At 65.7% G+C, this 22168-nt stretch carries 9 protein-coding genes and 1 pseudogene; 2 read left to right on the top strand and 8 right to left on the bottom strand.

What is annotated here, in order from left to right:
* Nucleotides 1–3: 3 nt before the first annotated feature.
* The 3 genes from CWR53_RS10370 to CWR53_RS10360 form a co-directional block, all read right to left on the bottom strand.
* Nucleotides 4–2172, bottom strand: coding sequence for a PQQ-dependent dehydrogenase, methanol/ethanol family (locus CWR53_RS10370; RefSeq protein WP_100851452.1), 2169 nt, complete (start codon nt 2170–2172; stop codon nt 4–6).
* A gap of 195 nt (nt 2173–2367) precedes the next feature.
* Entirely contained in the window at nt 2368–3072 is a 705-nt protein-coding gene (locus CWR53_RS10365) for a TraX family protein (RefSeq protein WP_100851451.1), read from the bottom strand.
* A 6-nt stretch (nt 3073–3078) separates the two neighbouring features.
* Nucleotides 3079–4152 carry a metal-dependent hydrolase gene (locus tag CWR53_RS10360; RefSeq protein WP_100851450.1) on the bottom strand — a complete coding sequence of 358 codons (1074 nt, stop codon included), beginning with the start codon at nt 4150–4152 and terminating at the stop codon, nt 3079–3081.
* Nucleotides 4153–4375: 223 nt separating this feature from the next.
* Between CWR53_RS10360 and CWR53_RS10355 the strand changes: the two genes are divergently transcribed.
* The gene (locus tag CWR53_RS10355) at nt 4376–5320 is read left to right on the top strand and encodes an alpha/beta hydrolase (protein WP_100851449.1); all 945 of its coding nucleotides are present in this window, start codon (nt 4376–4378) and stop codon (nt 5318–5320) included.
* On the opposite strand, the gene CWR53_RS10350 is transcribed toward CWR53_RS10355, so the two are convergent.
* Nucleotides 5271–6002, bottom strand: coding sequence for a hypothetical protein (locus tag CWR53_RS10350; protein WP_058639248.1), 732 nt, complete (start codon nt 6000–6002; stop codon nt 5271–5273). The two genes, CWR53_RS10355 and CWR53_RS10350, sit on opposite strands and share 50 nt — an antisense overlap.
* Nucleotides 6003–6115: 113 nt before the next feature.
* A complete protein-coding gene (gene hisN / locus CWR53_RS10345; protein ID WP_058604555.1) occupies nt 6116–6907 on the bottom strand; it encodes a histidinol-phosphatase in 792 nt (263 codons plus the stop codon).
* A gap of 214 nt (nt 6908–7121) precedes the next feature.
* On the opposite strand from hisN, the gene CWR53_RS10340 reads away from it, so the two are divergent.
* Complete coding sequence (locus CWR53_RS10340) at nt 7122–7745, top strand: helix-turn-helix transcriptional regulator (protein WP_220458341.1); 624 nt, start codon at nt 7122–7124, stop codon at nt 7743–7745.
* A gap of 33 nt (nt 7746–7778) precedes the next feature.
* Here CWR53_RS10340 and CWR53_RS10335 read toward each other — a convergent pair whose 3' ends face one another.
* The 3 genes and pseudogenes from CWR53_RS10335 to CWR53_RS10325 form a co-directional block, all read right to left on the bottom strand.
* Entirely contained in the window at nt 7779–9776 is a 1998-nt protein-coding gene (locus tag CWR53_RS10335) for a MacB family efflux pump subunit (protein WP_375335492.1), read from the bottom strand.
* An 8-nt stretch (nt 9777–9784) separates the two neighbouring features.
* On the bottom strand, nt 9785–10939 hold the full coding sequence (macA, locus tag CWR53_RS10330) for a macrolide transporter subunit MacA (RefSeq protein WP_100851447.1): 1155 nt from the start codon (nt 10937–10939) through the stop codon (nt 9785–9787).
* 83 nt (nt 10940–11022) lie between these two features.
* Nucleotides 11023–22137, bottom strand: a pseudogene (locus tag CWR53_RS10325) (amino acid adenylation domain-containing protein); the annotation flags it as partial.
* Nucleotides 22138–22168: the final 31 nt, after the last annotated feature.

Raw genomic sequence — 22168 nt, 5'->3', positions numbered from 1 at the left:
ATTTCACTCCTGTGGTGCATTGTCAGCCAGCGATGAAGGGCTTGCCGGACGGGCGCTGAACCGCTTCCAGACCTCGCCTTCCTCCTGCAAGTCGTGGGCACGCTTGATCAGGTACTGATGGACCTGCTCGACCTGCTCGGGGTTGAGGTTGTCGGCGAACGAGGGCATGCCATCGGGCACCCTGCCGCCGTAGAGAATTCCGAGGAACATCTGGTGCTTGTCGGCGCTGAGCTTGCGCAGGTCCGGCAGTACCCCGCCGCTGACCGCATGAATGCCGTGGCACTGGGAGCAGTTGCCGTCGTACAGCGCAGCGCCTGCGGCGACCGTCTCGGCGTTGGCCGTCAATGGCGGCGGCTTGGGCGCATCGGCAGGCGGGGCCGGCTCGCGCAGCTTGGCCGTGCCGCCCAGCTTGTAGGTCAGCACCTGTGCGTAGGGCTGCACGCCTGCACGCAACGAGAGTGCCCCAGCGAACGTGGAAAACGCGCCGCCCCAGCCCGCCATGAAGGTGACGTATTGTTCGCCGTCGACGGCATAGGTGATCGGTGCGGCCATCACGCCGCTGGCCGCAGGCGCTTCCCACAGCTTCTTGCCGGTTTCGGCGGCATAGGCAATGACCCGGCCGTCGGCGCTGCCTTCGAACACCAGGTTGCCGGCCGTACTCAAGGTGCCGCCATTGAAGATGGTGATGTACGGCACTTCCCAGGCAGGCGCCTGCTTGACCGGGTCCCAGGCGATCAGTTTGCCTGACCAGGTCTTGGCCATGTCCAGCAGCCCTTCGGCGCCTTCGGGCATCATGCCGGTACGCAGCCCCAGCTGATAGACGCTTTTGAACGGGTTGCGCTTGGGCGCTTCGGGCACGTGCTCGTAGTAGGCGGACATGATGTGGGCCGGGATGTACACCAGCCCCGTCTGCGGGTTGTACGACATCGGGTGCCAGTCGTGCGCCCCCCAGAACGCCGGGGTCACCAGCTTGCGCTTGCCGTCCTTCCAGTAGGCCGCCGCCTCGTCATCGACGATGGGCCGGCCGGTCTTCATGTCGATGCCCTTGGCCCAGTTCACCGGCACGATGTTCTTGGCCGACAGCAACTCGCCGGTTTCCCGGTCCAGCACGTAGAAGAAGCCATTCTTGGGCGCCTGCATCAGCACCTTGCGCGGCTTGCCGTCGATGGGCAGCTCGGCCAGGATCATGTGTTGGGTGGCCGTGAAGTCCCAGGCGTCGCCGGGCGTGGTCTGGTAGTGCCAGGCGTACTCGCCGGTATCGGCATTCACCGCCACGATCGAGGACAGGAACAGGTTGTCGCCCTTGGCCTGGCTGCGCCATTTGGGGTCCCACATCGCGCCGTTGCCCACGCCGATGTACAGCAGGTTCAACTGCGGGTCATAGGCGAAGGAATCCCAGGCTGTCCCGCCGCCGCCCCACTCGACGTAGGCATCCCCGTGCCAGGTCTTGCTGGCGATCTGCATGGCCTTGTCCTCAGGCGGCAGCTTCGGGTCGCCCGGTACGGTGTAGAACCGCCATGCCTGGCGGCCGGTTTCGGCGTCGTAGGCGGTCACATAGCCACGCACGCCGAATTCGGCGCCGCCATTGCCAATCACCACCTTGCCGTTGACCACCCGCGGCGCACCGGTGATGGTGTAGCTGCGCGTGGTATCGGCGCGGGTGTCGACCGACCACACCCGCTTGCCGGTCTTGGCGTCGATGGCCTCCAGGCGACCGTCGAGCACACCGACGTAGACCTTGCCCTGCCACACGGCCACGCCCCGGTTGACCGCATCGCAGCAGGCCTCGCCCGCACGGTTGCGGTCGGACTGCGGGTCGTACTTCCACAGCAGCTGGCCGTTGCGCGCATCCAGCGCGTACACCACCGAGAACGGCCCCGTGGTGTACATCACCCCATCGACCACGATGGGAGTCGCCTCCACACCGCGGTCCAGGTCGAGCTTGTAGCTCCACGCCAGCCCTAGCTGGCTGACGTTGCTCTGGTCGATAGTCTTGAGGGGGCTGAAGCGTTGCTCGTCGTACGTGCGGCCATGGCTCATCCAGTTGCCGGGCTCTTTGTCCGCATCAATGATGCGTTGCCCATCGACACCGGCGGCAAAGGCCAGGGGTGTCCAACTGAGGGCCAGGGCCAGGCAGCCGAGTGCAAGGCGTTGGGGGCCTGATCGATTCATGCGCTGTTCTCCGTTCTTGTTATGGCGACGCTGCGACGAGCGTCATTCCAGGCAAGAGCAACGGCTGTGCCAAACCGCCGGCTGACGGCCGGAGATACCGCGGTAGAGCCTTTGGCCGTCAGTGAGCAGGGGCCGGATACGGGCGAATGCTCGACACAGTTGCGTCAACCTTGGGTCAAAGGTGGAACAGGTGTGTCACAGCTGAACAATGCCCGCAGCTTTGATCAGCAAAAGGTGCAGCGGGTAGAACCCATAGCCCCAGCGACCCACTGCCGGCACGCGACGCCATCGGCTGTGCAACAGGCCGTTGCCGACCGGGATGGCCACGGCGGCAACCGTCAGTGTGACCCAGGTGAAGGGGGCGCTCAGGTGCGTCATCAACCAGCTGTTGGTCAAGTTGCCGGCAACCGCCGACAGGCACGGCACAAGCCACATTCGGCCCCCGTAGCGGTGGCCAAGCACGCAGGCGGCGGGTAGCAGCACCCCTGGCAGGCCGTACATCAGGTACGGGCTGGCAGCCCAACCTGCGCCCAGCGCGACCAGCCCCAGCAGCCGCGTTGCCAACTGGGTATGCTGCACGCCCCAGGCCAGCAGCAGGCCCAACAACAGCGTCGGCATGATGCTGAACGTGGTCGAGCCGCTGTCCAGCCAGCGGTAAGCGGGCTCGGACAGCACCGTGAACAGCAGCATCAGCCCCAGGTACCGCCCGTGGTGGCGATCGAGCAGCGTGTCAGGCCCGCGCCGCACCACGTTCATGGCCATGACCAGGCAAAAGAGCGGAAACGCCAGTCGGCCAACCACGAACAGGTCATGGGCCTGCGGCCAGAGAAAGCGCAGGTGGTCAGCGAGCATCGCCAGCATCGCGACCCACTTCACCAGGTCCAGCCCGCCTGAGCGCATGGGTGGCTACTCCACCTGGCCTTGCCCTGGCGTTGCAATGCGTGCGGTCCAGGCGGCCAAGGGCAGCGGGGGTTGCTGGAAGACGATGCGGCGCCAGATCAACCCCAGTGCCTGCCCGTCGAACAGATCGCGCGGGCCGCTGACGGTGTGCACGGCCGGCTGCTGCGTCTGCCAGCGGCCCTGCTCGCCCTGCCGGGCCATGTCGAAGCGGAACGTGTAGTTGCCTGGCGTACCCATGCGCAGGTCGGTCACCACCAGCCGGTCGCCGACCTGGTCGTAGCGCAGCCAGTCGTCGGTGAACCAGCGCAGCCGCTGGTGCAGCGGATCGTTTGCCAGCACCTGGGCCAATGACAGGTTGCGGTTCAGGCGCAGCATCTCTGGCGACTGGCGGTCCAACAGGCTACTGACCCCTTCGTAATAGACGCCGTCCGGCGCTTTGGCCAAGACCCGCCAGACCAGGCTGTTGAACGCCATGGGCACTGCCCGAACCTCGCTCACAGTCACGCCCTTGGCATCGAGCGCGGCCTGGAAACGGTGTTCCGCCAGGGTACGGCTGGCAAGGCCCAAGCCCAGGTACGCGGTGCTCAAAACCAGCGCCACGGCCATGAACCGTAGTGCGCGGGCATGGGTGCCACGCACGGCGGCGTAGGCCACCGCCACCAGCAACGGCACGGTATACACAGGATCGATGATGAACACGGCCGCCCAGCTTTGCGGGGTCACGTGCAAGGGCCAGAGCAGCTGGGTGCCGTACACGGTGAACGCGTCGAGCACAGGGTGGGTCACCAACACCAGCCAGAACGTCAGGAATAAGCGGGACAGCGTATAGCCTTTGTCCGGCCAGGCCCTGTTCACCAGCCATGCCAGAAGCGCTGCCAGCGCGGTCAGCACGAACACTGAGTGGGAAAAGCCACGGTGGTAGGTCATCTGCGAGACCGGGTCGGCATAGCGGATGATCACGTCCAGGTCCGGCAGTGTGGCCAGCGCACCGCCGTAGACCAGGGCCCGACGGCCCTGAATGCGCCCCAACAATGTGCCTTGCAACGCAGCGCCGAGAACGGCTTGGGTTATCGAGTCCAAAACAAAGCCTTCGTCAGGAGGGTGTCGGGCCACGCTACCTGCTTGCGGGGCGCTTGCGCAATCGGCGCAGGGTGCGCACGCTCGCGCTGGAAACAGCTTGCAAAGAAGCTGACCCGCCGGCGGGTAATATTTCTTACATATGACCTGCAGCATTTGATAGAACTACGCCACGCTTCTTGTACGCTCCCGCGCCTTGACCACTTTCGAGACCCCCAAACTCCGTATGTCTACCCGGTTGTTCTCCGCCCTACGCCGCCGTTGGTTCAGCTGGCTGTGCGCTGCCACCTTGGTGCTCGCCCTGCCCGCCGGGTGCTCGGTCCTGCAGCACAAGGAACGCGAGCTGGTGTTTCGCATCGAGCCCGGCCAGGCCAGCTGGTTCCATGGCCTTCCCGGCGGTGTTCAGGAGCTGGACCTGCGCCCGCGTACCTTCGCCGAGAACCAGAGCCTGCATGCCTGGTGGTGGCCCGCAAAACGCGCCGATGCCCCGGCCATTCTTTACCTGCACGGTGTGCGCTGGAACCTCACTGGCCAGCTGTTTCGCATCGAACAACTGCACGCCATGGGCTATTCGGTACTGGCAGTGGACTATCGAGGCTTTGGTCGTAGTCGAGGCGACTTGCCCTCGGAAGCCACCGTGTACGAGGACGCTCGCGTTGCTTGGGAGCGTTTCGCCCAACTGCAACCTGATGCGAGCAAACGCCTGATCTATGGGCACTCCCTGGGTGGCGCCGTAGCGGTCGACTTGGCGCGCACGCTCACCCGTGAGGCCAGAGACACCAGCACCAGCGCCCCGGCGCGAGGGCTGATCCTGGAGTCCACGTTCACCTCGTTGGGCGATGTGGCAGGGGTGGTCGCCAATACATCGCTGCCGGTGCGCTGGCTGCTGTCGCAGAAATTCGACTCGCTGGGCAAGATCGGCGACATCGACCTGCCGGTGCTGCTGGTCCATGGCCTGGACGACCGCTACGTGCCCTCGCGTTTCAGCCAGCAGCTGTTCGAGGCCGCGCGCGAGCCCAAGACGCTGTTGCTGGTGCCAGGTGCGACACACAACAACAGCATGAGCCTGGCCGGGCAGCGTTACCGCAAGGCCATCCAGGCCCTGCTCCAGGCGCAGCAGGTCACTGTACCGGCAGGAAATTCATCAGCAGCAGGCTTTGCGCATAATTGAGGCCGATACGGCGGTAGCGCTCGTCGAGCAGCTCGGCCAGCAGGTCGAGGCGGGCCACCACCTTGCCGAATTCCACGGCAAAACTCAGGTTGCTGCCCTCCTCCGAAATTTCATTGGAGAACAGCAACAACACACCGTTGGCGTCCTGCCGCTGGCTCAGCATCCAGGTGGCTTTTTCGATGTTGCGCGCGGCGTTGTTGATGAACAACGGGTCGAGGGTGTCGGTCATGTAGAACGCGGTGCGCCCACCGTGGGCGGTGATCAGCATACTGCCGATGGCGTAGATGAACGCACCCACTCGATCACCGCGAAACTCCGGGCTCAAGGCATAACTCAAGGCAGCCAGGTCGCGTCGATTGCCCAGTTGCGCCAGGGGCTGGCGCTGCTCGATGGCCAGGCGGATCTGGCGCTCGGCCGTGGCCGCGTCCAGGTAGCCTGAACGTTGCAACTGGTTGGGATTGCGCAGGTACAGCTTGTTCATCAGCAGGTAGAGGCTTTGCAGGTTGTCGCGCATCGACAAGGTGGCCAGGCGGTCCACACTGGTCTGGAACAGCTCGCTGGGTTTGCCTTCGCCCAGCTGGTTGACGATGTCGCGCCCCTGCTGCTGGGTGCAGGCGCACAGGCTGGCCAGGGAGCCTGCCAACAGCAGGCGAACTATCGTGGAGCAACTGCACACTACCATCGGCACCGCTTCGTTTTCGGCGGCCACCGCGGGGATCGCGGCGGCCTGGGCCTAGCATAGAGCCCCGAAAGCCAAAAAAGTGCGGCAAGCGCCAGTCCGTGCAGTGACCTGAATTACATCGCGCCGCGCAGCAGTTCCACGACCTGGGCATGCAAGGCCGGGTCACCACAGGCCACCACGCAACCGCCCTGCTGCGCGCTGCTGCCATCCCAGGCGGTGATCACCCCACCTGCGCCCTCGATGATGGGCATGAGCGCCTGCACGTCATAGGGCTGCAAGCTGGCTTCGACGATGACATCCACAAAGCCCGACGCCAGCATGCAATAGGCGTAGCAATCGCCACCGTAGCGCATCAGCCGCGCCTGGCTGGCCACGTGCTCGAACGCAGCCTTGCGCGCAGGCGTATCGAACATGTCAGGGGTGGTGCACATCAGCGTGGCCGCTGCCAGTTCCTTGCAGGCGCGGGTCTTGAGCGCTCGCGTGCCCGACCAGGCACCTTCGGGCGTGCCGATGAACCGTTCGCCGGTAAAGGGCTGGTTCATCACCCCCACGACTGGCCGGGTACCGTCGTTGAGCGCGATCAGCGTGCCCCACAACGGCAGGCCGGTGATGAAGGCACGGGTGCCGTCGATCGGGTCGAGCACCCAGGTCAACGGGCTGCTGCCCACGGCCACGCCCGCCTCTTCACCGAGAATGCCATGGTCTGGATAGCGCGCCTGGATCCGCTCGCGCATCGCGTCCTCGGCCGCCTTGTCGGCGACGGTGACCGGGTCGTACAAGCGACCGCCTTTGTCCTCGACCTCCAGGCTTGCACGAAAGTACGGCGTGATGGCCGCGCTCGCAGCATCGGCCAACTGCTCGGCAAACTCACGAAACTCGGCAATCTGTTCGGCGCTCAGGGGCATGGAAATGGGGCCTTGTGCTAGTCAGGGAGGCGGCATGATAGCAAACCCGCTGATCGGCATGGCGCCCACAAAACAATATCAATATGGCATCATCGAGCCTTGATTTAGCCAGGACTCGCTCGTTGTACTAGCATACCTGTCACGCACCGATGCCGGCCCAGGATGAGGGCTTGCACCACTGCCGGGTTTCTGCCCTGGCCTCAAGGACGATTCGATGAGCATCAATTCCATTTATCCGCAGATCGGCAAGATCATTGCCAGCACCGGCAGCCGCCAGTTCCCCCGCCTGTTGCATGACCTGATTCAGGCTCACCTGTGCATTGACGCCACGCAGATCCGCCAGCTGCCACGCTCGCCGAGCGAAACCACCGTGCTCGACGAAACCGTGTTCTCGTGCGATCAAGCCACTGCCACCGCCTCGGGCGACCCATCGCGCCTGCACCGTATCCGCACCAGCGACGCGCGGGTCGAGATCCGCGTACTGCGCGCCGACACCACCTACGGCTTCTCCGCCCTGGAGCGCAACAGGCTCGAGGCCATTACACCCCTGGTGCTGCCGATGCTGGAGAAACACCTGCGTGCCCTGCAACCCACCGCGCAGCGCAATAGCCACGAAAGCCTGGAGCAGCGGTTCATCCAGCGCCTGGCCCAGACAGGTCTCAAGCTTTCCGAACGCGAGCGCCAGGTCTGCCTGGGGCTACTGGCCGGTCAAACGGCCCCTGAGCAGGCCGAACGGCTTGGCCTGCGCGTGAACACCGTCGAAAGCTACCTGCGCCGGGCCGTGATCAAGCTGGGCATCGGCGGGCGGCATTCGCTGATGCGCTGGATGTACGCCTAGGCCAGGCTCCGGTCCAACGGCATTGCAGGCGGCTCAGTCCCGTGCCAGCGCTTCGATGGGGTCCAGTCGGGCCGCATTGCGCGCCGGCATGAAGCCGAACACCACCCCGATCAAGGTCGAGCAGGCGAACGCCATCACGATCGAGGCCGGGGAAAACACCATTTCCCATTGCTTGACGAACAGTTCGAACAGGTAGCCCACCGCGTAGGACAGGCCCACGCCCACTAACCCGCCCAACAGGCAGACCATGACCGCTTCGACCAGGAACTGCTGGCGGATGTCGACCTGACGGGCCCCGACGGCCATGCGTATGCCGATTTCCCGGGTACGTTCGGTCACCGATACCAGCATGATGTTCATCACCCCGATGCCGCCCACCACCAGCGAGATCACCGCGATCAGCGACAGCAGCAAGGTCAGCGAGCGGCTGGTCTTCTGCACGGTCTGCATGATGCTGTCCAGGTTGTTGGTGAAGAAGTCCTTGCTGCCGTGGCGCTGCAGCAGTACCCGGCTCACCTCCTCCTCGACCCGCGTGCTGGGCACCCCATCCTTGATCCGCACGCTGATGCTGTCCAGGTGACGTTGTCCCAGCACCCGCCCGGCGGCAGTCTGGTACGGCACCCAGATGTTCAGCTGGTTGCTGGCCACGAACAGGTTCTTGTTGCGGGCCGTGACGCCGATCACGGTACAGGGCAGGTTACCGACCAGGATCACTTGCCCAAGGGGGTCGATGGCCGGGCCGAACAGGCGTTCGCGGGTGTTATGGTCGATGACCACCACCTGGGCCTGGCGCCGCGCATCTTCGGCACTGAACACGATGCCCGCTGCCAGTGGGATGTTGCGCACCTGGAAGTAGTGCTCGCTGACGCCATTGAGCTGCACATCCACGTCCAGGTTGCGGTAGCGCACCAGCGTGCCCTGGCCGATCACAGGCGTTGCGCTGTCGACGTAATACAAGGCGTTGAGCGCTGCCACATCCGCCGGCACCAAGGTTTCGATGTTCCTGGCCCGGCTGTCGCCGAAGTTGCTCCCCGAATACACATCGATGGTGTTGCTGCCGATGGCCTGGATGTCCTTGAGTACATACCCCTTGGCCCCCTCGCCGATAGCTGAAATAGACACCACCGAGGTGATGCCGATGATGATCCCCAGCATGGTCAGCAAGGTGCGCATGCGGTGTGACACCAAGGCCAGCCAGGCCATCTTGAACGCCTCGCGGAACATGCCCAGGCTTGCCAACAGGCGATGCCCACCTGGCCGAGCCGGCGTTGGGGCAACGGCCCGTGCAGGCACCGTTTCAGGGGCTTTGCGCCGGTCGCTGACGATCTCACCGTCGCTGACTTCGATGATGCGGCCGGCATGTGCGGCCACCTGCGGGTCATGGGTGACCAGGATCACGGTGTGGCCCGCGGCGTGCAGCTCCAGCAGGATCTTCATGACTTCCTTGCCGCTGGCGCTGTCCAGCGCGCCTGTGGGTTCGTCTGCCAGGATCACCTGGCCGCCATTCATCAGGGCCCGGCATATGCTCACCCGCTGCTGCTGGCCTCCGGACAGCTGGCTGGGACGGTGGCGCAAGTGCTCGCCCAGCCCCAGCCGGCTCAGCAGCGTCTGCGCCCGCTCATGGCGGCGTTGCAGGTCCATGCCGGCGTACACGGCAGGGATCTCGACGTTGTGCAGGGCGTCCAGGTGCGGCAGCAAGTGGTAGCGCTGGAAGATGAACCCGAAGTGATCGCGGCGCAGAGCGGCTAAAGCATCGGCATCAAGGTCCCGAGTTTGCTGACCATCGACCCGGTAACTGCCAGCGCTGGCATTGTCCAGGCAGCCGAGGATGTTCATCAGCGTGGACTTGCCCGAGCCCGAGGCGCCGATGATGGCCACCAGCTCACCACGGTGGATTTGCAGGTCGATACCCTTGAGGGCGAGAAAAGCCCGCTCGCCGGCCTGGAAACTACGGGTAACGCCCTTCAGGCAAAGCAAGGGCTCCCCCTGCCCTGTTGCCTGGCTCAGGGGGGCGGTCGGTTGCACATTCATGTTCATGTTCAGGCTCCCGAATCGCCGGTAATCGGCTCGCCAATCACCACACGGTCACCTTCGTTCAGACCCTGCTCGATCTGTACCCGAACGTTGTTGTTGATCCCCACCACCACTTTGCGCTGCTCGGCAAAGCCCTTGTCATCGAGCACCCGCACGGCGAAGCTGCCGTCGGCCTCGCGCCCACCCAGTGCTGCCACTGGCACGGTCAGCACCTGCTGCGCGGTGTCGAGTACGATGTGCACTTGCGCCGTCATGGCGATGCGCAGGCGGTGATCAGGGTTGGGCACTTCGAACAAGGCGTTGTAGAACACAGCGCCCGTTGGCTTGCCGGCCCCGCCCTCTGCCTTGTCGCTTTGGGCATAGTGCTGAGGGGCAGGCTCGGTGCCGCGCAGCTTGGCGTAATAGCGTTTGTCTTCCCCCAGGATGGTGAAATACACCTCCTGGCCCGGCGTGATGTGAATCACATCCGCTTCCGAGACTTGTGCCTTGACGGTCATGGTGTCCAGGTTGGCCAGCTTGAGCAGCACCGGTGCCAGCTGGTTGGCGATCACCGTCTGCCCTTCCTGGGTGACGATGCCCACCACGTGGCCTGTGATCGGTGCGCTGATGCGGGTATAGCCCAGGTTGACCCGGGCCGTGTCGATTTCCACCTGGGCGCTGCGGATCTGCGCATCGAGCGAGCCCACGGCGGCCTGCTGGACCTGATAGTCGGCCTCGGCCTTTTCATATTCCTGGCGCGACACCGAGGCATCGACCTGCAGCGCCCGATAGCGTTCATAGACCCCTTTGGCCTGCTTGAGCTCGGCCAGGGCCGATCGGCGCTGGGCCTGCAGCTTCTGCTCGTCCACCTCCGCCTGGCGCAAGGTGTTGCGCAGCACCAGCGGGTCTATCTCGGCCAGCCACTGGCCTTCGGTCACCTTGTCGCCCAGCTTCACCTTGAGCGATTTCAGCTGACCGGATACCTGGGCACCCACATCCACCTGTTTGATCCCTTCGAGCACCCCGGTAGCCAGTACCGCATTCTCGATGTCGGCGCGCTCGACCTGGGCGGTGATGTACTGCGGTGCCTTGGCTGGGGCCTGAACCGCATACAGGCCGATACTCGCCATCACGGCAAGGCCCAGCCCGATGCCCCATTTGCGCAGTTTGGTTTTATCCATGGACACACGTCATTCCTTTGTTTGACAAGACTGCTCCGAGACCTGGCAACGGCGGGCTCGCCCACCTGCTGCCAGGTAACCGGCTACTGAGCGACCTGGGCCTGAGCAAGTGCCTGACCGTCATGCCACCAGGCTGCCAGGCTGAACACATGCGGCACCTTGAGGATGCTGAAATGGTCGCCCGGCGCCTTCCACACCTTCAGTTCAGGCAACAACTGTTCCCAGCGTTGCTGCATGAGACGGTGCTCGGCAGCATTACCTTCAGCGTCGAGTCCCGGATCGTCCACCAGCACCAGCCCTGCCGGGCCGGTGTACGGCAGCTCGGGGTGGTAGGCCGTGCGCAGCGCCGCCCCAAAGGTGCGCACCGTGCCGTCGAGCACACGCGTACTGGACCTGGCAGGCAGCAGCCCTGAACGCACCATGGCCGCGTGCAGCTGGTGCTGTTGCTGATCGTCGCTGGCCTGTGCAAACGCCACCCGGTCCAGACCAAGGCGTTTGCCGGTGGACATTTCCAACGCATCGATCAGGCGCAGCAGCGTCTGGGTGAAGGTATGGGGCTGGCCGCAGGTGCTCCCCGGGCCTGGGCCTTCGCTGTCGATCAACGTCAAGGACCGCACTTGACGCCCTTTGGCCTCAAAGCGCGCGGCCATGGCATGGGCCACCCAGCCTCCGAACGAGTGCCCCACCAAGTTCAGCGGGCCCTCGGGGTAGGCCGCTTCGATCGCCTGCACATGGCACGCTGCTGCAGCCTCGACGCAGCTGTGCGGCAGCGACAGGCCATCCAGGCCTCGGGCCTGCAAGCCCTGCACGGGCCACTGTGCGCCCAAGGCCTCGGCCAAGCCGATGAAGCTGGTCACACTGTCGCCGGCACCGGCCATGCAGAACACGGGCGCGTGTCCGGCAGCGCCGGTCTGGATGGCCACGGGGGCCAAGGGCGGTGGTACAGGCGTGATGGCAGCCGTTGCCAGGACCTGCGTCAGCACCTGGCCAACGGTAGTCACGTGAGGCGCCTGCATCAGGCTGCGGTGGTCCCCCGGAACGGTGTGGGTCACCAGTACCTGGGTCGGCAACGCCGTACGCCAGCCAAGGCCCTCTGGCACCTCGTCAGCCTCTGCGGCGCAGAGCAGGTGCACCGGAACATCCACGGACGCTGGGCGGTAATGGGCCAACGCATGGCCATGGGCGAGTTCGCGGCAGAAATAATGCCGCAGGTCCGCGTCCGTCATGCTGGCCCATAGGCCGTAAAGCACCTCGTGCTCACGGCAGCTTGCCACCAGGGTCGCGAAGTCGGCCTGGTCCTGCTCCAGGCGCGCGAGCAGCGCCCGCTTGGCGTCGCCTGCCTCACCCTTGGTTTGCCAGTACGCCGTGCAGTTGAGCAGCAACTGCCGCTCCAAGGCATACGGGCCTTCCCAGCGTGCCTTGCCCTGGTCGGCCAGGCGCGGTGCGTAGGTGTCGATCAACCCCACGAACGCCACCTGTTCATCGGCGCCGCGCAGCTGATTGGCCATCTCCAAGGCCAGCACACCGCCGAACGACCACCCGGCCAGACGGTACGGCCCATGGGGTTGTACGGTGCGCATCTGCGTGATCTGGTAGCGCGCCAGGCACTCCAGCGTGCGCGGCTGCGGGGCGCCGTGGGGTACGCCTGGCAGGCCGTGAATGGCAAAGTCGCCCCCTATCTGCTGGGCAAGCACGGGGAAGTAGAAGTCCAGCCCGGAAAATTCATGCACAAGGAACAGCGGCGCCTGGGCAGTACCCGGCCGGACCGTGATGACGGTCGGTACCGCGGGCGCCTGCCGTTCCACCAGCCTGGCGAGCATTGCCACCGTTGGGCGCTGGAAGACGTCATTGAGCGCCGCGGGCACCCCGGCTTTGTGCAGGCGGTCCACCAGGCGAATGGCGGCCAGCGAGTGACCGCCCAACTCGAAGAAGTTGTCATGGCGGCCCACCTCATCGACCTCGAGCAACTCGCGCCAAAGGCTCGCGACTAGCTGCTCGACGTCCCCGCAAGGGGCTTCGAAGGGGCGCTGCTGCACTTCGGGCGCTGGCAACGCCTTGCGATCAAGCTTGCCGTTAGGGCCCAGCGGAAGCGCGGCCAAGTGGATGAATTGCGCCGGAACCATGAACGCGGGCAAGCGCGCCATCAAGATGGCCCGCAACGCCTCGGGGGCCAGACGCTGGCCCGTGTAGTACGCAACCAGGTGCTGGTCGCAGGCGAGCACGACCGCTTCCTTGACGGTGTCCACGGCCGTCATCGCCGCCTGGATTTCACCCAGTTCGATGCGCAGCCCATGAAGCTTGACCTGATCGTCGTTACGGCCCAGGTATTCAAGGTTGCCGTCCGCCAGGTGCCGCGCCAGGTCGCCCGTACGGTACAGCCGCCCGCCTGGGCGCTGGCCGAAGGGGTCATCCACGAAGCGCTCGGCGGTCAGTTCGGGTCGGTTCAGGTAACCGCGGGCCACCTGTACGCCACCGATGTATAGCTCACCGGCCACGCCCTGCGGCACCGGTTGGCCTTGCTCGTCCAGCACGTACAGGGCGGTATTGGCGATGGGTTTGCCGATTGGGGTGTTGTCGGGTGCGCTCACGCAGCGCCAGGCACTCACATCCACCGCGGCTTCGGTCGGGCCATAGAGGTTGTGCAGCTCTACGCCTGGCAGTTGCTGGTGGAAACGACGCACTAGGCTGCCTGGCAATGCTTCGCCGCTGCACACCACGCGCTTGAGCGAAGGTGCGGACCAGCCTGATTCAATGGCCGAGAGGAATACGTCCAGCATCGACGGCACGAAGTGCAGCGTGCTGACACCTTGGGCTTCGATGGCCTGTTGCAGGTACTGCGGGTCGCGATGACCACCGGGCCGGGCCATGACCAGTTTTGCACCGGTTTGCAAGGGCCACAGCAATTCCCAAACCGAAACGTCGAAGCTGAACGGGGTCTTTTGCAGCACGACGTCGCCAGGCTCCAGGGCATAGGCATCCTGCATCCACAGCAGGCGGTTGACCACGCCGGCGTGCTCGTTCATCACCCCTTTGGGCAGGCCGGTAGAGCCTGAGGTGTAGATGACGTACGCCAGGTGCTGCGCGGTGAGCCCCGGCACCTCAGGGTTGCGGGCAGGCAGTTCAAGGCTCAAAGGCGCGTCCAGATCGATCACGACGCCATGCTCAGGCACCTGCCGGGTCGCCGCGTGCACCAGTACCGCTACCGGCGCGCTGTCGGTGAGCATGTGGCGGATACGTTCTGCCGGGTAGTCCGGATCGACCGGCACATAAGCGCCGCCTGCCTTCAGGATCCCGAGCAAGCCCACCATCATCGACAAGCCGCGCTCCACGCAGATCGCCACACGATCATCGGGTTTCACACCTAGCGCGATCAGATAGTGGGCCAGGCGGTTGGCCTGAGCGTTGAGCTGCTCTAAGGTCAGCACGCCCTCCTCGGCGCTGACGGCGACCGCCTGCGGGGTACGCTGCGCCTGGGCCTCGATCAGCGTGTGCAGGGTACAGTCCAGCTCATAGTCGGTGTCGGTCGCGTTGAAAGCGTGCAGCACCTGCGTACGCTCTTCGGCAGCCAACAGGTCGATGTCCGCGACGGTGGCCTGGTCGCTGGTCGCAAAGGCTTGCAGTACGCGCTGCAGGTAACCGGCGAAGCGTTCGATTGTGGCGCGGTCGAACAGCGCGGTGGCATACACGATGCCACCGGCAAAGCAGCCGGCCCGCTCACCCATGCTCAAGCTCAGGTCGAACTTGGCCACTGCGGCCTCGGCAGCCATGGCGCTGACGTGCAAGTCCGCAAACGCAGGGGCCCGGTGCCCGGTGTTGGCATCCCAGTCCAGTGTTGCCTGATACAGCGGCGTATGCCCAAGGCTTCGACGCGGGCGCAACAGCTCCACCACCTGTTCGAACGGAACATCCTGATGGGCCTGGGCCTCCAGCACCACGGCCTTGGCCTGGGCCAACAACGCAGACACCTGCGGGCGGCCCGAGAGGTCAAGGCGCAGGGCCAGGGCATTGACGAACATGCCTACCATTCCCTGGACCTGGCTCTGCCGTCGATTGGCGACCGGCGAGCCGATGACTACATCCTGCTGCCCGGACAGCCGAGCGAGCAGTGCTGCCCACGCTGCCGTGAACAGCATGAACGGTGTGACGCCATGGCGTGTGCACACAGCCTTCAGGGCTTCGCTTAACGGCAGGTCGAGCTGCACCTGGACGCTGTCGCCGGCGTATTGCTGGCGCTCCGGACGAGGCCGGTCCCACGGCAGAGTGAGCAGCGCAGGCGAGCCGTGGAGCTGCTTGCGCCAATAGTCGGCCTGGGCATGCAGCGCCGAACCGTTGAGCCAGCGCTGCTGCCACTGGGCATAATCGAGGTACTGCACCCCAAGCGCGGGCAGCGGGTCGGGAGCGCCTGTAGCGAAAGCCTGGTAGAGCGCCGCCAGCTCGCCAATCAGAATGCCCAGGGACCAGCCATCGGCCACCAGGTGGTGAACGACCAGTAGCAGCGCGTGGCGGTCATCACTGAGCTCAAGCACATGAGCGCGCACCGGCAAATCCTGGTCTAGGGCAAAGGGCCGCGCCGCCTCGGCGCGGGCCCAGGCTTGCAACGCAGGCGTATCCAGCCCGCAGGCCTGGTGCCACTGCACGGTGAAGGCGCCGGTATCGGTTGCCAGCGCCACATACGGTTCCCCGTCATGCTCATGGAAGTGGCTGCGCAGGCTTTCATGACGGGCCACCAGCGCCCGCAGGCTGCGTTCCAGCGCCTGGCGGTGCAGGCGCCCTTGCAGGTGCAGCGCTACCGGAATGTGATACGCAGCACTGGCGTCCCCCATCTGGGTCAGGAACCACAGGCGCTGCTGGGCCAGGGAAAGCGGCAGGCGCCCTTCACGTGGCATCGGCTCCAGAGCGGGTAAGGCCTGCACGCTGGCCTGCAAGGTGGCCGCCACCGCGGCCAGGCAGTCGTCGGCGAACAGGTCGGCCAACGCCAGTTCGCAGCCCATCTGTTCGCGCACCTGGGCCAGCATGCGCATGGCCAGCAAGGAGTGCCCGCCCTGCTCGAAGAAACGGTCCTGCCGGCCGACGGTGTTGAGCCCAAGCAGATCGGCCCAGATTCGCGCCAGGTCTGACTCATGCCCAGCCCTAGGGGCCTCGAACGCCACCGTCGACAGATCCTGTAGCCCCGGGGCCGGCAGCGCCGTCCGATCGACCTTGCCGTTGTTGTTCAGCGGCATCCGCGCCAGAGGCACGAATGCCGAAGGCACCATGTAGTCGGGTAGTCGGACGCGCAGGTAATCGCGCAGCCCCGTGCCATCGAGTTCCTCGCTACGGCGCGTGTACCAGGCGACCAGTCGGTGGGGCCCGTGGGCCTGCTCGATGGCCATGACCAGCACCTCCCCGATGCCGGGTGCCTGCGCCAGCACTTGCTCGATTTCGCCTGGCTCAATGCGGAAGCCGCGGATTTTCACCTGATCGTCGTTACGCCCCAGGCATTCGAGCTGGCCGTCGGTATTCCAGCGCACCAGGTCGCCGGTACGGTAAAGACGTGCACCCGCCTGCTGGCCAAACGGGTCTTCGACGAAGCGCTGTGCGGTCAGGTCGGGCCGATTCAGATAACCCAGGGCCACACCGTCACCGCCCACATACAATTCACCGACCACGCCCTGTGGCACCGGGCGCTGCCACGCATCAAGCACGTACACCTGAGTGTTGCCGATGGGGCGACCAATAGGGACCTGGTTTGCATCCGGCGCTAGCGCCTGAACTTCGCAGGTGACAGCGAAGGTGGTGGTTTCGGTAGGGCCATAGGCATTGATCAGGCGCAGGTCAGGTGCCTGGGTCAAAAGTGCGCGGAACGCGGCCGGCTCGGCCCGCTCACCGCCGCTGATCAGCACCCGCAGCCCGGCCAGTGCCTGGGGCATCAGCTGCACATACTGGTTGAACAGCGCAGTGGTCAGGAACAGCACCGTAATGGCCTGGTCATGCAGCGCGCAGGCAAAACGCTCAGGGTCGACCAGGGTGGCGTGGTCGATCACATGCACCTGGCCGCCGTTGAGCAACGCACCCCAGACCTCGAAGGTGCTGGCATCGAACGCCGGATTGGAGACCAAGCCCAGGCGGTCATTGGGGCCCAGTTCGACATAGCCGTTGTCCACCACCAGCCGCACGATGCCACGGTGCGGCACGCACACACCCTTGGGTTGGCCGGTGGTGCCGGAGGTGTACATCACGTAGGCGGTGCTGTCGGCGGTCGCTGCCAGGCCCAGGTCATCATCCGTCCAGCCTGCAAGCTGCAAGGCATCGAGGTCGATGCGTCGGGCGTCCAGGTGTGCGTTGACCGTGGTCACTGTCAGCACCAGGCTGGCCTGACAGTCCTGCACCATGAACGCCTGGCGTTCGGCAGGTGCGTGCAGGTCAAGCGGCACATAGCTGGCAGCACATTTGAGCACGGCCAACTGGGCCACCAGCAACGAGAACGAGCGCGGCAGCAGCAGCGCCACCTGCGCATCTGGCCTAACGCCCTGGTCAACCAGGTACCGTGCCAGGCGGTTGGCCTGACGGTTGAGCTCGCCATAACGCAGGACCTGCTCGCCATGCACAGCGGCGATGGCCGCGGGGTGCTCGGCCGCGCGTCGCTCGAACAGGTGCGTCACGCTGCACTCACGGGGGCAGGCGGTTTGCGTCTGGTTCAGCGCGAATAACAGGTGATCACGCTCGCAGGCGTCCAACAGGTCCACCTGGGCCAAGGGTTGCTGGTCATCGGCCGTCATCGCCCAGAGCAGCCGCTCGAAGTAACCCAGGTAGCGGCACACCGTCGCCTCATCGAACAGCGCTGTGGCGTAGTCCAGGCTGCCAATCAGGCAGTCGCCCTGTTCTCCCAGGTTCAAAGTCAGGTCGAACTTGGCCACGGCGCTGGCCTGGTTGACGGCCTCCAGATGCAAGCCGGCCAACGCCAGCGCTGCACCCTCGGTTGCCTGCCAGTTCAAGCTGACCTGGAACACGGGCGTATGGCTCAGGCTGCGCGCCGGGCGCAGCACTTCCACCACGTGTTCGAACGGCACGTCCTGGTGGGCCTGGGCCTGCAGAACCCGGTCGCGTACCTGGCCCATCAAGGCCTGTGCGGTCGGTGCTGCACTTGGGTCGATGCGCACGGCCAGCGTATTGACGAACAGCCCGACCAAGGGTTCGAGTTCGGCGCGCCCGCGTCCTGCGACCGGGCAGCCGATTATCACCTCAGGCTGTCCGGCCAGGCGCGCCAGCAGCGCTGACCAGGCTGCCAGCACTGTCATGTACAGGGTCGCACCGTGTTGATGGGACAAAGTGCGCAGCGCCGCCGACAGACGCGGCGACAGGTGCACCGGCACGCTGGCACCGGCCAGGTCCTGACGCGCCGGGCGTGGCCGGTCGGTGGGCAGGCTGATCAGCGCCGGGGCGCCCTCCAGCGTCTGGTGCCAGTAATCGAGCTGCTGTTGCAGGCGTTCGCCCGTCAGCCATCGACGCTGCCACAGGGCGTAATCGGTGTACTGCAGGGCCAGCGCGGGCAGCGGGTCATCCCGGCCCTCACGCAATGCGGCGTAGAGCAGGTTCAACTCGTGGGTCATCACGCCCAGGGACCAACCATCGGCCACGATATGGTGCACGGTCATGGCCAGTACGTGGTGCTGCTCGCCCAGGCGCAACACGTGCGCCTGCACCAGGGGCCCGCAGGCCAGGTCGAAGGGGGTCCGGGCAAGCACCTGAAGCCGGGCGGGCAAGGCCTCGGGCGTTACTGCCTCGCGTTGCAACCAGCCCCTCTGCGGCACGGGGCAAATGACCACCTCGGCGCTGTCCGCCACGGCCTTGAACTGGCTGCGCAGCACCGGGTGGCGCTCCAGCAGGCGCAGCAGGGCTGCTTCCAGCGCATCGACATCCAGCGCACCGCGCAGGCCAAGGGCCAGGGGTATGTTGTAGGCCTGGCTGCCACCCTCCAGCTGTGCCAGGAACCACAAGCGCTGCTGGGCGAAGGACATGGGCAGGGGCTGCCCCGGCGCTACCGCCACGATGGGCGGCACCTCGCTGCGCCCAGCCTCCTCCAGGTGCCTGGCCACGCTGGCCAGTTGCGGGGCGGCAAACAGTGCCGCCAGGCTCAGCTCAGCCCCCAGGCGTACGCGCACCTGGGAAACCATGCGCATGGCCAACAGCGAATGCCCACCCAGGCGGAAGAAGTCGTCATGCCGCCCGACCCGCTCCACGTGCAGCAGCTCTGCCCACAGCTGGGCCAGGGCCTGCTCGAGCTCGCCCACCGGCGCTTCGAAACCCACCTCGAAAAGCGCTGAGCGCTCCGGTGCCGGCAGTGCGCGCCGGTCAAGTTTGCCGTTGGCGGTCAGGGGTAGCGCTGGCAAGGCGATGAAGGCTACCGGGACCATGTATTCAGGCAGGTGGGCCTGCAATTGCGCGCGCAGACCGTCAGGTTCGAGCGGTACCACGTCGGGTTTGGCCGTGTAGTAAGCCACCAGGCGTGGGTGCCCCGGCTGATCTTCGCGGGCGATGACCACCGCCTCGTCGATACCTGCCAGGGCCGCCAGGCGGCTCTCGATCTCGCCGGGCTCGATGCGCAAGCCGCGGATCTTGACCTGGTCATCGTTGCGGCCCAGGTACTCCAGGGAGCCGTCGGCAAGCCAGCGCACCAAGTCGCCCGAGCGGTACATGCGGGCACTGGCCGAGGTTGCGAACGGGTCTTGCACGAAGCGCTCGGCTGTCAGTTGCGGGCGGTTCAGGTAACCACGGGCAACCCCGGCCCCGCCGATGTACAGCTCGCCAGGCACGCCCAGCGGCACCGGTTGCCGGCGCGCGTCGAGCACGTAGAGCCGGGCATTGTCCACCGGTTTGCCAATGTGCAGGGCGCAGCCGGCCTGCACGGCGCCGGAGCTCGCCACGACCGTGGTTTCGGTGGGGCCATAATTGTTCACCACGGTGAAGCGCTGGGTACGGTTGAACTGGCGCAAGCGGTCACCGCCAATCAGCAGGGTACGCAGCGTGGGGTGTTCCAGGTGGTGGTTGAAGGCGTATTCGGCCACGGGCGTGGGCAAGAAGCTCACATCCAGCGGCTGCGCCTGCCACCAGGCCAGCATGGCGTCCAGGTCGTCGCTGGCGCCGCTCGTCGGCGCCAGGTGCACGGTTGCGCCGGCGCACAGTGCCGGCCAGATTTCCCAAGCCATCGCATCGAAACCGAACCCGGCAAGGCTTGAAGTATGCCGACCCGGGCCCAGGCCGAAAGCGCGGCAATGCCAGTCCACCAGATTGTTCACCGTCAGGTGCTCGACCATCACCCCTTTGGGCTCACCGGTCGAGCCGGAGGTGTAGATCACATAGGCCAGGTGCCGAGGGGTGAGGCCTTTGACAACAGGGTCGTCGTTACGGGTCGGCCAGTCAGGCTGGTCCAGCAGCAGCACCGGCCGTTCACTATGACCGACCCGTGGCAGCAGCGCCCGCTGCGTCAGTACCGCCACCGGGGCGCTGTCCTCAAGCAGGTAGCGCACCCGCTCGTCAGGATGGGCAGCATCGACAGGCACGTAGCCTGCGCCTGCCTTGAGCACCGCCAACAAGCCCACCAGCGTCTCCAGGCCGCGCCGGGCCAGCACTGCCACGCGGTCATCCGGTCGCACCTCCAGGGCGATCAGGTGATGGGCCAGGGCATTGGCCTGCAGGTTGAGCTGGCCATAGTTCAACTGACGTTCGCCAAAGGTTACCGCCACCGCATCCGGGCAGTGCTGGGCGCGCTGCTCGATACGCTGGTGCAGCGTATGCTGCTGGTCATAGTCGCCGTGGCAGGCATTGAAGTTGTCCAGCAGCCATTGACGCTCGGCCTCCGGCAACATGGGCAGGTCGAGTACCGCCGTCTGCGGCGCGCGCAACAGGCTCTCAAGAGTCTGCTGCAGATAGGCGCAAACACGTGGCGCCGGTACCTGCGCATCGGCCAGCAAGGTCAGGCGCAACCCCTCGCCCAAATCGTCGACACTCAAGGTCAACGGGTAGTTGGTGGCTTCGACCGAGTCGATGATATCGATGCCGGCCAATGCTGCCCGGCGCGGCTCAGCCGGGCCGACGGCGCTGTGCCGGTAATTGAGCAGGCTATTGAACAGCGGCGCGGGTGCGGCCACGCCGCTGCACCGTTGGGCCAGCGCCAGTGGCGCGTGTTCGTGGCGCATCAAGGCCGTCAGGCGCTTGTGGGTCGCGTGGATAGCGCTTTCAAGGTTCGCTGCCGCCAGGTCCACCCGCAATGGCAAGGTATTGATGAAGATGCCCAAGGCCCGGTCGGTACCTTGCGCGCCAAGCAGGCGCCCCATCAGCACCGTGCCGAACACCACCTGATCGTGCCCGGTCAGCCCGCCCAGCACGCGCCCCCAGGCCAGGTGGAACAGGCTGGCAACGCTTACCCCCAGGGTGCGGGCATGGCTGCGCAAACCCTGGCACAGCGCCAGCGGCAAGTCGAGTTGGTGCTCCTCATGCACCGGGTCGCCCCCCTGTACCTGGGCAAGCCCGTAGGCCAGGGACGGCTCGTCGATGTCGCCGAGCATGTCGCGGAAAAAAGCTTCGTGCTCGGCCTGGCTGACGCCAAGCACGGCTTGAGCCACGTAGTCGCGAAACGGTACCGCCGCCCCAAGCTGCTCGCCGTTGCCGGTCAGAAAGGCGATCAGCTCCTGCCGCACCACGTCCAGTGCACTGTGGTCCAGGGCGATGTGGTGGAACTGCAAGGTGGCATGCAGCGTGCCGTCGGGCTGGGTGGGCTCGCGCAGCAGGCGGATCAGGGGTGCCTGGGTCAGGTCGATCCAGTCCCGTTCGGTCGCCGGGTCTGCCAGTGTCAGCACCGCCAGCTCGGCGTGCCGCCAGACCACCTGCAGGGGTTGGGCCAGGCCTTCCCAGTGCACCGACGTGCGCAATATGTCATGGCGGGCGATGACGCCGCGCAGCGCCTGCGCGAAAGCGTCGAAGCGTGCTTGGCTGGCAAAGGCGAAGCGCGCCTGCATCACATACGGGTCGTGGCCTTCGGCGCTGGCATGGTGGAACAGCATGCCCTGCTGCAGGGGCGCCAGCGGGTAGATGTCCTGCACGTTGGCCGCCCCGCCCGGGATGGCCGCGACCACTTGATCCACGGTGGCCTGGTCCAGGGTCACCAGGTTGAGCATCGCCGCGTGGATGTGGGTGCTACCAGGTGCGATGAGGTTGGGCGGCACCGCCACCGGGCCGTGCTTGCGGGCCACG

It is taken from the genome of Pseudomonas sp. SGAir0191 (genome assembly GCF_002812565.2).
Lineage (GTDB): Bacteria > Pseudomonadota > Gammaproteobacteria > Pseudomonadales > Pseudomonadaceae > Aquipseudomonas > Aquipseudomonas parafulva_B.
This window is presented reverse-complemented; position numbering and strand designations above follow the sequence as displayed.